This is a genomic window from Vibrio barjaei (genome assembly GCF_001639065.2).
Classification (GTDB): Bacteria; Pseudomonadota; Gammaproteobacteria; order Enterobacterales; family Vibrionaceae; genus Vibrio; species Vibrio barjaei.
In genome coordinates this window covers 20,459-34,131 of the sequence record NZ_LQXO02000023.1, presented here as the reverse complement: position 1 = coordinate 34,131, position 13,673 = coordinate 20,459, and the positions used below count along the sequence as shown (strand labels likewise).

The window sequence follows — 13,673 nt, the reverse complement described above, 5'->3', positions numbered from 1 at the left end:
TAGTTAGTTATTTCCGAAAACAATGTCATCAATATATATATTGCTCTCCTGCTCTCTTCCGGGAAAGCTACCGTCTATTTTTTCAGGAAAGTCAGGAATTATAACTAACTTAGTTGCTAGCCCTTTATTTGGCTCTGAAGTAATAAAGTGAGAGAGATCAAATGTAATTTCTTCCCATTCACCCACTTTTTGATTGGATACAGTTATATCAGCCGAAAAGGTCATTTGATTGTTATTGTCATCAAGCTTTGGATTACCGTTTTCATCTTGCCAGTTTGGAAAATCAAGTTTGACTTGTATCGGGCTAATTTTGTCTTTAAACATTTTAATACGAATAACCGAATTGGTACTTTCGAGTGAAAAAGGTTCTATAGATTCGGTGAACATGCCTGCCCAAGGCATTCCATCTTGTTGAGCGGTAAAGTGAATCGCAGTTTCCGAGCTATTGACCTCGTCAGGTAGTGGATTGCCAACAGCAGGTAAACTGTAGTCAGTACCATTTTCGAATACTGTCCAAAGAGGTAAAGGTTCAGACTCAAAATCAATAGTGAGAAAAGGTGCGGAAGGTACAGGGTTAACACTCTCAGTAGCCTCTAGTAACCTGAGGTCATCCCAATAAATAACCAGTTCCTCTTCACTTACTTGATTAAAGTTAAAGAAAACTGATACCTTGTTATATCCTGCGCTTTCGCTAATAGCGGGCGTTACACTACCAAAGTCAAAAGTGAGCTGTTCCCATTGGTTAGAGGAAGTAGTCATAGCGAGCGCTTCTACATAACTTGCAGAATTATCTCTCTCTTCTGCTTTAAGTAGTATGGGCATTCCCGATATTGGTGAGTAGACCCACAGTGTCATCTGATTTCGATCATTCGCTAGTGCAACTATAGTTTCATCCCCAATAGTTGTGCCTGCCCAAAGCTCTGCTTCTGTCGACTTTGTCGTTTTCACTACTTTAGGGATAGTAGAGACAGCAGACATTGAAGCGAGTGCAGTTGGATTATCTGCACTTATTTGGGTTATAGCTCCACCAAAGTCCACCATTGGTTCGCTTAAAGATAAGATCAAATCATTGCTACTAGCAGTCCCTTGTAAAGCGAATTTCAGGTTATCAACGAGATAGCTTGAACCAGCACCTGTCCCCCACTCTGGAAATATTAGAACTTTCTCAATACTAGTTAAATCAATACCATCACTTTGCAAAAGGGAGAGTGGAAACGATTCATGTTGCCAAGTATTAGTCATAGGCAGCTGCAAGTCATATTCATAGAAAGCTGAACCAGACGCACTTTCAACCTTCAGTTTCCATGTTGTTTCGCCGCCACTCGGTTGCTGTTCGACCTTCAAATCAAAACTAATCTCGCCATCATTGACCATTGGTTCAATATTCAATGGTCCGGCGTTAGAGGTTCGTTCAAAACCTAGTACTGCTGGTGTTTCGGTAACGGAGAATCGCATTACATTTTGGTAACTCGTTCCATCGTCAACTAGTTCAGCTTCTGTACCAGCACAACAATCATAAGCTGCCCAATGAGCATTGCTCTGATCTGAGAAAATAACCAAATCATGAAAGTAAGCGCTTTCATTCTCAGATAAATCACCACCACTCTCATTGCCATCAATAATATCACCACCAGTCTCATTACCAGCCGAAGGCGGCGTCATTAATTGAGACTGTAAAGATTCATCTCCACAGCCGCTGAGAAGTAGTGATAGTACTACGCTTCCTAATATAAACCTAGATTTCCGTGTTCTCATATTTAATCCCTAAATATAGGTAAGTGCGAATATTTTCTTTGCTTCTATGTAAGCGCTTTCTCTATAGTTACAACATTTGGAGTTCCATTCTCTCTAATTCGTATAACCTGCGCCTTTCCTAGGGGTGATTTAATCCTAGTACGGTTGAATTTTCTTGTATAGAGCATGGTCACGTCCTGATTCATGAACTATGAAGGTGATCAACCCAAAGAAAGCGCTTTCTTTTGTAAGTGTGTTTTGAGTCACTAAACGTTATATTGAGTTAAGATATGATTCGGGGTCGTAAACAATGCCCTACTTAGGTCACATTTTTCTGAAACAAGCGAACAATACCTAGACAGTAGAAAGTACCTGCGACGAAATTAGTATATAATTTGTCGCTTAACAGTATGAAATATCCAATAATTTCAATAAGATTGCGATACAAAAGACAAAGGATATAGAATTGATTACCATTAAAGAAGTTGCTGAGCTCGCGCAAGTTTCACAAGCCACTGTGTCCCGCACGCTCAATGGACATGCTTCAGTTAAGGAGGCGAATAAAGAAAAAGTCTATGCTGCAATGGAGCAACTTGGTTATCAACCGAACACTTTTGCTCAAGCGCTTGCCTCTAACCGATCATGCAGCATAGGCATGCTAGTTGGTACATTAGATGGTCCTTTCTACGGCCCTATGATGCATGAGGTTGAAAAAGTAGTTCGAGCAGAGAACTATCATCTTATTATCACTAGTGGACATGAAGAATACGACGAAGAACACGAGTCTATTCGCTTTCTTCGTTCTAAAAAAGTCGATGGCTTAGTCCTCACTGTTGATACGTTATCCGATAGCGAGTTACTTGAAATTTCTCGTGACATGGAAGCGACCGTTCTTATTAACCGATATATTCCTGAAATGGCTGATCGGTGCATTTGGCTTGATAATGAAAGAGGCGGCTTTCTAGCTACGGAGTTTTTGATCAACAATGGACACACCCAAATAGGCTGTATCACGGGTCAGCTCAGTAAAGTCGATAGTCGAGACCGACTTCAAGGTTACCGAAATGCACTCAGCCATTATGGTGTCGATTATAATCCTAATGCGGTTGTTGAAGGTCGCTTTGATCATAAAGCCAATCACGATGCAATTCGCCGACTTTTAGATAGAGACGTTCCTCTTAGTGCGATTTTTTGTATGAACGATAATATTGCAATGACCGCTTATACTATGTGTATAGAGCGAGGCATTCGTGTTGGTGAAGATATCTCGATTATTGGCTTTGATAATGTATCCTTTGGCCAGCATATGACCCCAAGCCTCACCACCATCAACTTCCCTATTCAAGAAATGGCTTCTGCGGCAGCGAGAAAAGTCATGGCAATTGTGCAGGGAAAAAGCAGCGCTAGCCAGCCGATTGAGCCCATAGAGCCAAGTGTTGTAGTCAGAGCATCGGTTAAGAATCTAAACAAATAACCGACCTCTACCATTCCCAGAAATAAAAAAGCAAGGCAACCAATGCCTTGCTTTTTTGTCGGCGCTATTATTTATTCGCTAGCCGATGCTTTGGAATCACAACTTCTACTTTTTTGATCTGTGCCGTTCGGTCGAAGAGGTGTTTACTGAGATTCTCAGGAATGGTATTCGACACATTCTCGATAACAGGACCATTAAATAGTTCTACTTTCAAAGAAATTTCCGGCTCACTCTCCGATAAGCAGTAGACAAATGGTACCTGACACAGGGTAAAGGCAAGGCTTCCCTTAGGCACTTCGAAACGACACACTTCACCGTCAATTGCGTAGTATTCAAAATCGACATTTTCTGTCAAGAACTCTTCCTCAAATAATAGATGAGGCGTAATTTGAATCTCTCCGTCAACAACGTTAATCCCGAGCTCTCCGAAACGCGTTATCACTTCTTCTTTTACTTGGCCAGTCATGCCTGGTTGTTGTGCTCCAGCTTGTTTAGGCGTATGTGAATATGGATCCGTAGGAAATGCGCCATAGACATTCGGAGTCTTGTTAAAACCAATCCCATCTCGCACCTGATAGTAGTAATCACGTAATTGAAGGGTTTTATCAGTCTCACCAAGTTCAACCCAAGCCTTCTGATAGTTTTCCTGAACTGCCAACAAAAGCTTCGACACCATATGCCAATATATACAGCCTAAGCCCTCATAGCCAAACATCGTTCCAGAGCGACCAGTAAAAGCTTTGTGATTGAATGTTAGCTCGTATATCTCCCGAATCTTATCCCAATCAGCTTTGGAATAATGGGCATAGTCGTTATGGACATTTTCAATACTCTGCTCCAAAAAGGCTGCATTTTCAAAGTCTGCATTAAAATGTACTTTGTTCTCTAGGTCTTTAGATACAATGCGCTTATCTTCACGTTCTAGCATTTCCATGAGGAGTGAGCTGTCATCTACTAAATTCTTGGTGATGTGATTCTTACCAAGGAAACTTGTTAGGTCGCGATCTGGATAGAGCATGAAGCTCTTTTGGTCTTCGCGGAACATATCACTTGCGAATAGCTTGTCGAGTAAGTCAACAGATTGAGTAGCATCAAGAATACCTGCGCTGAGAATAGCAACTTGGCCCTCAAGCATTGGGTACAGTAACTCAATATGTGCTTCATCATTCTTAAGGTCTAGAATGTTGTAGGCGTTATAAAGCCCATCTTCACGTTTATTATTATGGATGGTGTGGTCAAGCAATGTTTTTGCAACGCGCAGTAGATCTTCTATTCGCGTCATATCAACTACCGCTTTACCGGAAAAGCCGTTCGAATAAACCTCTGAGCGGTATTCTTCTGCCACCTGGACAAGTTTGGTCAAAAGCGCTTTACGTGACTTCGGTGTTACCTTCTCTACCCTGAGCGAGGAAGCGGCTTCTGATAGTACCGTACTCGTTTTCATTAGCCAGGTAGCCACTTCGTTGGACATAGTAACGTCTATTGGCGCACGACAAAGTAGTTTTTGCATGAATGACACATAACGACGTATGTAGTACAGCGTAACCATCGACAGACCATTACCCACAATCGCATTGTTTGCATCATTCCACTCTGGACGTTGAGTATTGAGCCAAATACCACCGTCAATCACAAAGTTACTGAGTTTAGATAATAGCGGTACTAATAGTTTCTCAAGTAAGTTAACTTGATAGACTTGTCCATTATCGCCGATAACCAATCGGCCATCACTTCCAATCGCTTTTGTCAGCTCTTCCGTCGCTACTTGTTTTTGCTCATTAAATGAAACCGTGTCTTTAGGGTTTCTAAACAGTTTATCCGCACCTCCAATTTCATAAGGGACATTGGCGTAGCTGTAAGCTTCCTCGGTCAACCACTCAATAAGGTCATGGCTCTGGTATTTATCTGCCAACTCAAGGAACTTAAGTAAATAGATGATCTGATGGTCGCCCCAATAACCAATGTTACTCCACGGGTCATCCAGATCGAGTAACTCCCAGTCAACACCGTCTTTCGTAATACGGTATGGGTTGTAACCATCAATTGTTGAAGCATTAACAAACTTAGAGACAAAAGAGCCAATGTAGTTAGGATAGCTTAACGCCATAGCTTCCCAGTTTTGGAAAATATCGCGCCAGTTTCCTTGATATGAAAGTAGTCGATTACCCTCATCATCACGTACCTTGATTTCAAAGTGGTTCCATGGACGACTTGGGTCACCGTGACGACGACCGAACGTAAGGGGCAGGTATTCGTATGCCATTCGAAGCAATTGCAGGTCACCCGTTTCCTTAGCAATAGCGACAAGTTTAGGGTGCGACAAGTTCTCTGGTAACGTACTTAGCAATACAGCGTGCTTATCTGCAACATTTTTATTAGTACGCTTAAATGTCGTAACGACATCCTCAACATCCAGTTTGTATCCAGAGACAAATACACCTCCACGCATGTTATTGAACAGCACGTTCGCGTAATGGTGTACGCTCGTTTCTTCCGATGATGTCAACTGCCAAGCGTCTGCGCCTGCCATTAACGACTTGAGTTCATTGTGATTAACCTGAATATCTTGTTTGATGAATTGAGTCATTCCATCATCAAGTACTAGCTGATTCTTAAGATTAACCACATCTGAATGCGACTGGTCTATATCAGCTACAATCATCCAAGATTTAGAAGCTTTCGCGTCAAGCTTTAAGGAATGTGAAACTAAATAAGCACCTCGCTCCCCGCGCGTTAAGGGTTCCAAAGCTAAAGGTTGTCCCTTCCTAAATCGAACAAGATCTTTAGAGCTTAGTGAAACTTGCTCATTGCCAGCAGAGACACTAAATACCGTTGTTGCTCGCAACGACTCCGCTGGCTCCGCTCGGTCACTGAGTTTGGCGTACATGCTAAATGTAGCCATCGGCAAATCAGAAACGCGTTCACTCCATTTATAAGCATCGACGAGAGCACTACGAGTTTGCAAGGCTTGAAGAGGAGCCCCCGAAGGCAAGAGGTTTTGAATACCATCAATGATATCTACCGAAACCGATACCTGAGTTAAGTTGATAAGTTCTGTTTCACGAACAAATCCAAAACGGTCTGAAGTCGCCCAACTGTATTGATAGGCAAGCCCAAGGGTGTGGTTAACTTCTTCAAATAGGATTTTATCGCCGACAGAGTTCTTATAAAGATTTCTCTGAACCTCATACAACCCGTTGTGATGTTCATTGAACGGTTCCCACATAGCGATATTGCCATCACTTGTCGTCACTCTGATGATCGCTTTTGAGCCCGTGTTATCAGCATTCTCATGAATATGATCAACCGAACGATATGGGAATAACGCATTCTCAGGGCGAACCCGACCCGCTGAGAGACTGCCTGTCGACGAGATGAATAACCAATGGTTGCTGGCGGACACCACACTAATAAAGAATGGAGCCATCTGGTCAACATTTGAAATTTGATAGAAACGCTCCCCTTTTAGGTTGAGGAACTTTCCCTCTACCTCAGACGCGTGATTCATTGTTAATTGTTCCATAATATCGTCACTTCTTCTTTGTAAGCGCTTTCTTTGTGCGCTGAATTTAAATGCTTTGAATTACATGTTGTGGCAGCGCACAAAATGCTGCTCTGATATTTGCGTAGTTTGCGGCATCTCTTTAGCACATACCTCTGTGGCATTTGGGCAGCGAGTTGCAAATGGGCACCCAACGCTTGACGGCTTCCATAACGGGATCTCACCCTTTTTAACCGCTAGATCACGACGTCCCGCTTTACCAACTTCAGGTACAGCCGAAAGCAATAGCTTCGAGTATGGATGCTGCGGGTTTTGAGTCACGCTATCGCTCTCACCCCATTCCACCATATGACCAACGTACATAACTGCAGTCTTCTCTGCGAAGTAGCGAGCTGTCGCGATGTCATGAGTGATATACATAAATGAGATACCGTGCTTATCTTTCAAATCCGCCATCAAGTTCAAAATACCGAGGCGAACCGAAACGTCTAGCATTGATATAGGCTCATCAGCCAAAATGACTTCTGGGTCCACCGCAATGGCTCGCGCAATAGCAACACGTTGTCTTTGCCCACCACTTAGCTCATGTGGGTACTTTTCTGCGGTCTCTTTGACAGGGGTTAATCCAACCATCTCCAACAAATCGTAAACCAACTGAGGGGTCGCTCTCTTATCAGCACGATTATGAATCATCAGAGGACGCGCAATATGATGATAGATTGTATGAACTGGGTTTAACGAGCCGAACGGGTCCTGAAAAATCATTTGGACCTGACGTGCATATTCCAACTGGCCATTGGCTTCAATGTACTCATTGATCGGCACACCTTTGAAATGAATATCCCCTGCTGTCTTGTCATAGATTTGCGTTAAGATTCTAGCACCTGTACTTTTGCCAGAGCCTGACTCCCCCACGATAGCGAGCGCTTCACCTTTGCGCAGGTCAAAAGAGACATCATTTACCGCACGCATCAAATTGGACTTTACCGATTGCCCTAGCGGGAAATCTTTGACGAGATTTTTTACCGATAGAATTACGTCGTTAGTTTGCATCTCTGATTCCTTACACTAAATGACAAGAAACTTGACGACCAGTCGCCAGAGTAGATAGAACAGGGTCAACCACACGACACTTATCAAAGCATTCTGAGCAACGTGCTTGGAAGTTACATCCCGTAGGGATATCCAAGAGATTGACCGGGTTACCAGGAATACCAAATAGACGTTCTTTAGGACCATGAATAGTCGGAAACGACGCTACCAGGCCTTTAGTGTAGGGATGTTCAGGGGTACCAAAGACTTGTTGGGCCTCACCCAATTCAATTAAGTTACCGGCGTACATCACACCAATTCGGTCAGCAATTTCTCCCATCAAGCTCAAGTCATGACTGATAAATAAGATTGAGAAACCAAACTTAGTTTTAAGGTCATATAGCTCATTTAAGATCTCTCGCTCTACTACCACATCAAGCGCCGTCGTTGGCTCATCCATAATGATGAGCTTTGGCTCGAGTGCCAGTGCCACTGCGATAACAACGCGCTGACGCATACCACCACTCAGTTGGTGAGGGAAACTTCCCATACGATCACCGTGAATACCTACAATAGAAAGTAGCTCTACTGCTTTTTCATGTGCCTGCTTATAAGAGATTTTTTTGTGGGCAAGAATCACATCAGTTAGCTGCTCACCAATGGTGATCACCGGATTCAGTGAGTTCATCGCGCTCTGGAATACCACTGACACATCATTCCAACGGAATTCACGCAGTTTGCGGTCATTCATTTTAAGGACATCTTCACCCTTATAAAGGATCTCTCCTTCAGAGATAAGCGCAGGAGCCTTGTGTAAACGAGAGATAGCAAAGGCTAGCGTGCTCTTACCACAACCTGATTCACCTGCAATACCCAGCGTCTCGCCTTCATTAATAGTTAAGCTCACGTTATTCACTGCGCGTGCTACGCCATTCGGTGATACGTAGTCTACGCAAAGGTTATTAATTTCAAGTAATGCGCTCATCGTAGACCTCTTTTCTTATCCGCTTCTTTCTTCAGTTTGTGCCATAGTTTAATGTGTGGACCAGTGCGAAGTTTCGGGTTACTCACTTGGTCAATCGACATATTAATCAGCGCCAACGCACCACCAGTAATCGCTAATGCCATTGCAGGGACTAACATCTCCCACCAAGCACCGGTATACAGTGACGATGAGGTTTGAGCCCAATACAACATAGAGCCCCAACTTACTTCCGTCGCATCACCAAGACCAAGAATACCCAGACCTGCTTCCGCTCCCATCGCGTAGATAACCGTTCCTAAGAAACCACCAAACACGATTGAGATAAGGTTCGGAAGGATCTCAACAAGGATGATGCGAACTTTCGACTCCCCCATTACCTCTGCTGAAATAATGAATTCCTTGCTACGAATTGCCATGGTTTGTGCACGTATTACCCTTGCACCCCAAGGCCAGGAGGTAATCCCGAGCAAGACTGTAATAACGAGGGACCCCACCTGCCCTAAGAATGCTGCGAGAACAATAAGTAACGGTAACTGTGGGAAGACCAAGAACACATTGGTTAAGAAGTTTAAACGTTCGTCGATTTTGCCACCGAAGTAACCAGAAGAAACCCCCACCAACACAGCAATGCTCATAGCAATAACGCCTGCTGTCAAAGCTACAGTCAATGACTTTCTTGCTCCATATAGCACTTGGCTATAAACGTCACGACCACTGCGAGTCGACCCAAGAACATGCTCTGCATTTGGTGCAACGTGAGGTCTAGCAACTCGACGTTCTGGATCATGAGTAGCCAGCGCTGGTGCGAAAATTGCGCCGGCTAAAACGATAGAGAGAAGGAAACCACCAATAATTGCTGGCGGATTACCATAGAAGAAAGCATAGATTTTTCCGAACTTAGATTTAATATTTTTCCACGAGAAAGCTGACTCTCTAACAGCTAACTTTGACTCATGGTCATACTTATGCGCGTCAATTAACTTTTCCATAATACAGCCTAGTTGGAGATACGTGGGTCAAGCCAAACATAGAGAAGATCGGCAATGAAGTTCGCAGTCAAAACTGCGGTCACTAAGATAAGCAAGATGGCTTGAATCAGCGGGTAATCGCGCGCAACAATGCCTTTGAGCAGAATGTTGCCTAGTCCCTGATAGTTGAACACTACTTCGGTCATGATCGAACCGGCAAATGAGAAACCAATCGCCATCGCAATCGCTGTCGCTACAGGAAGAATTGCGTTGCGACCTGCATAGCGATACATCACTCGGAAACTACTAAGGCCCTTGGCTTCTGCCATGGTCACATAGTCTTCACCTAACACGTTGATCATGGCGTTGCGCATGTTGAATACCCAAGTTGAGATGCCAACAATCACCATAGAACCTACTGGCAGTACCGCGTGCTTTGCGACACTTGCAATAAATTCCCAAGTCCAGCCTGGCTCTAGCGAAGGGTCGTAAGTGTATGCCAATGGCAACAGTTCCATCTTTAAGCCAAAGAAGTAAAACAACAACAATGCCGTCACGATGTATGGGAAGTTACTAATGAATGCCAATACTGGTGGCACAACTTGACCGAAGAAGCCTTCACGACGGTAAGAAGCATAAGTACCAATGCTGACCCCGATGATTAAAGCCACAATCAATGAGCCAAGTGCGAGAAACATTGTCCAAGGCAGAGCCATCGAAATCACTTCAGACACATTAACTGGAAACATCAATACCGATGGACCTAGATCTAAGGTAAATACGCTCTTCATATAGTGGAGATATTGAACAAACACATTACCATCGACGAAACCGTACATTTCTCGTACAGCGTCCATTTGTGCCGGGTCCATACGACCTTGTGCCGCAGCAAATAACGCGTCTACAGGATCACCAGGCATCAAACGTGGCAACATGAAGTTGAAAGAGATTGCGATAAGAAACGCAGTAAAATAAAAGCCAAAACGGCGAGCTAAAAACGACATAGCAGTACCCTTTAATACGGGGCCTTGTAGAAGGCCCCAAAAGTGTTATGGATTACTTAAGGTGCAAGTTATTTAAGATGATGACTCGCTTACCACCGTCGTAAAATACAGGTTGAATGTATGGATTCTCTTCACTTGGCCAACCAACGATTTTCTTAGTGTTGTATTGGAACCATGTTGCGTTGGAGAACAGAGGAATGAATGGTAGGTTTTGAGCCGTAAACTCCTGAAGCTCAGAGATAATCTCTTGTTGCTTAACTTTATCACCCGTCTTACCGAAGCTATCAATTAACGCATCGATTTCAGGCGTATTTACACCATGGCCCGCATGCCAAATTTTACCTACGTAAGCCGATGAGAAGTAGGCTTGGTACGCTAGAATCGGGTTAGTTGAAACCATTGACCAGTTGATGGACATTTTATAATTGCTGTCTTTCAGGTTCTTATCGTAAACCGCCCAGTCAACCGTTTTAACATTGGCTTTCACGCCAACTTCATCGAAAAATTCAGTCGCCATTTGAACGACTTGAATCCAGTCAGTCCAACCATTAACCACCTCTATATTGAACTCAAATTTCTCACCATTCGGTAGGTCGCGATAACCGTCACCATTAACATCTTTTAGCCCTGCTTCATCCAGTAGCTTTTTAGCCTGTTCCGGGTCATAAGTAGTTAAATTTCGATACTTATCAGTCACCTTTTGGTCGATACTTGTCTTGTAAAGCTCACCGATCCCCCCCGGGTTATAGTTCACTGTTGGGTAGCCATAGGCAGCAATATCAACAATCATTTCACGGTCTAGGGACATAGACAGTGCCTGACGAACACGAATATCATCAAACGGAGCTTCTTTGGTGTTCACATATAAGTGAATTGCATCGTTCGCTGGATACCAGAAATGGTGGTTTTCAGGGTTTTGTTTAACAAACGTACTTTCGATATCTGCAATAAAGTTTGAACCCCAATCGATTTCGCCCTTAATCAGTGCAGGCTGAATCTGAGAGTTATCGTTGTACGAGCGCATTGTCATACAATCAAGGTAAGGGCGATTCTCTAAGTAGTAATTTGGGTTACGGCACAGCTCCATTTGCTGAGGTTTCAGATACTTAACCTCTGTCATTGGACCACTTCCAATAGGATTAGGGTTAGTAAATGTCGTTAGGTCCGCAGCTTTGCTCCAAACCTTTTTCGGAACAATATGGTAATCAGCTAAGTTCCAAAGGAACGTTGAATCTGCTTCTTTGAGGTTTAATTTGAGAGTGGTGCTATCAACGACGGTTACACCTTGTAGATTGCCACCCGACCAGATACCTTTTAAGTCGAATGCTGGTGCTTTCTTAGTCATCTCGAAACTAAATGCTACATCCTCAGCTGTCAAAGGACTTCCATCAGACCATTTCAGGCCTTCACGCAGTTTAATAGTGATAGTTTTTAGATCATCCGAATAGTCTGCCGACTCAGCCAATCGCCAGTGTGTCTCACCAGTCATGTTATTGAACACCATTAATGGTTCAAACATAGTACCGTTGTATAGGTCTTTCACCGTGTATGGGTTGAAGTTGTCAACAAATCCAGTGTTGATGATTGGAACCGTCAGTGTACCACCCTGCTTAATCTCTTCCGCTTGCGCTGTTACTCCGCTTCCCGCAAACAACGCACCACAAATCACTGAGGCGATAAATGTCTTCTTTTGCATCACTTTGTCCTTTAGTTTTAGTGTGTGTATAGCGATTTCCATCCAAGTGAAACTGAGTATTCAGTTCGGGGGCAACACATCGTGAAAGCGCTTTCTTAGTGATGCTATGTAATATTCCTGACATTGACAAAATAAAGCTTAAAAAAGAAAGAGTTGATCACAAACAACTTTCAATAATAATTACAATAACTTATAAAAAACACCTTCAAAAAAAACGTTAAGTCATCAGATTTTAATTCATATTTTTCAACAACTTATGAAAATTCAAATGCAATAAAACAGTAAGTAAGAGAAATGTGATCTCGCATACCTTATGAAAGCGCTTTAGGATAATAATCAACCAGAAATGATGTTATTTCCAAATACTAAAACGCTTAAAACTAGAGAGATTCATTTATTTACATTAAATAACAATATGTTAGTTAATTTTATTTGGCAATTTCTCGTTATGTGATCCATCAACTTTCAACAAATATCGAAACTGATACCATTTAACAAAAAGAAACCGCTTACTTTATTATGAAATCTATACATTTTTGGAACGGAAACAAATCAGCTTATCGACAGCAATATGAGCTCGATATGCTAAAGCTATTAATCAACGTAACTGAAGACAATTACGGCACCGTCAACATAATGGAAGACACCATAGACTATCCAGATGCTCGCGACGAAGGCGCTGTACTGGAGAACGGTAGTCATCTTTTGGTTACAGTAAAAGGTAATGCCAAGTTCTCGGGAAAACAGTTCATAGAGTTACCTTTTTCAATAACCAAACAATTATTAGGTCAAAGAATCCTATTTGCCAAAACCACAAACCTCGATAAATTCGCCTGCAACAATCAGATTATAAATATGACAGTAGGCGTTCCTGAGACATGGGTTGATGCTGAACTGTTTAGGCAAAATGGTTACCAAGTCGCTGAACGTGGCAATTTTGACGATATATTTCATAGACTAGCTAACGATGAGTTTGATTTCATCGGATTTGGAGCTAATGAAGCAGAGGAGATATTCCAAAACCGGGTCGCTAATCACTACCCAATCCAAATGGTTGATGACGTCATGTTGCAGTATCCATTTCCACTTGTTTTCTACATCAACGCCGACTTTCCCGAATTAGCAGAAAGGCTGCAACAAGGCTTAGATATCATATTGGACAACGGCAAATTCGAATCACTATACCAACACTACTTTCAACAAACTGAGCAAACTTTAGCGCTAAAAAAACGTCGTTGCCTGTTTCTGCACAACCCATTTTTATAACTTCGCTAGTTT

General features: G+C 42.8%; 9 protein-coding genes. 2 read left to right on the top strand and 7 right to left on the bottom strand.

Annotated elements, in window-relative coordinates:
* Positions 1-3: 3 nt before the first annotated feature.
* Complete coding sequence (locus AWH66_RS11955; RefSeq protein WP_143081498.1) at positions 4-1,755, bottom strand: hypothetical protein; 1,752 nt, start codon at positions 1,753-1,755, stop codon at positions 4-6.
* Between the two features lie 445 nt (positions 1,756-2,200).
* Between AWH66_RS11955 and AWH66_RS11950 the strand changes: the two genes are divergently transcribed.
* On the top strand, positions 2,201-3,208 hold the full coding sequence (locus AWH66_RS11950) for a LacI family DNA-binding transcriptional regulator (protein ID WP_063606840.1): 1,008 nt from the start codon (positions 2,201-2,203) through the stop codon (positions 3,206-3,208).
* A 67-nt stretch (positions 3,209-3,275) separates the two neighbouring features.
* Here the strand turns inward: AWH66_RS11950 and AWH66_RS11945 are convergent, their stop codons facing one another.
* The 6 genes from AWH66_RS11945 to AWH66_RS11920 are packed head-to-tail and all read right to left on the bottom strand — an operon-like array spanning position 3,276 to position 12,395.
* The gene (locus AWH66_RS11945; RefSeq protein WP_063606839.1) at positions 3,276-6,731 is read right to left on the bottom strand and encodes a hypothetical protein; all 3,456 of its coding nucleotides are present in this window, start codon (positions 6,729-6,731) and stop codon (positions 3,276-3,278) included.
* A gap of 60 nt (positions 6,732-6,791) precedes the next feature.
* A complete protein-coding gene (locus AWH66_RS11940; RefSeq protein ID WP_063606838.1) occupies positions 6,792-7,763 on the bottom strand; it encodes an ABC transporter ATP-binding protein in 972 nt (323 codons plus the stop codon).
* Between the two features lie 10 nt (positions 7,764-7,773).
* Entirely contained in the window at positions 7,774-8,727 is a 954-nt protein-coding gene (locus AWH66_RS11935; RefSeq protein ID WP_063606837.1) for an ABC transporter ATP-binding protein, read from the bottom strand.
* Entirely contained in the window at positions 8,724-9,716 is a 993-nt protein-coding gene (locus AWH66_RS11930; RefSeq protein ID WP_063606836.1) for an ABC transporter permease, read from the bottom strand. Before AWH66_RS11930 ends, AWH66_RS11935 begins: the two co-directional genes overlap by 4 nt.
* A gap of 8 nt (positions 9,717-9,724) precedes the next feature.
* Positions 9,725-10,699: an ABC transporter permease gene (locus AWH66_RS11925; protein WP_063606835.1), complete on the bottom strand. Its 975-nt coding sequence runs from the start codon at positions 10,697-10,699 to the stop codon at positions 9,725-9,727.
* 52 nt (positions 10,700-10,751) lie between these two features.
* Positions 10,752-12,395, bottom strand: coding sequence for an ABC transporter substrate-binding protein (locus AWH66_RS11920; protein ID WP_063606834.1), 1,644 nt, complete (start codon positions 12,393-12,395; stop codon positions 10,752-10,754).
* A 582-nt stretch (positions 12,396-12,977) separates the two neighbouring features.
* On the opposite strand from AWH66_RS11920, the gene AWH66_RS11915 reads away from it, so the two are divergent.
* Positions 12,978-13,661 carry a type 2 periplasmic-binding domain-containing protein gene (locus tag AWH66_RS11915; RefSeq protein WP_083400024.1) on the top strand — a complete coding sequence of 228 codons (684 nt, stop codon included), beginning with the start codon at positions 12,978-12,980 and terminating at the stop codon, positions 13,659-13,661.
* Positions 13,662-13,673: the final 12 nt, after the last annotated feature.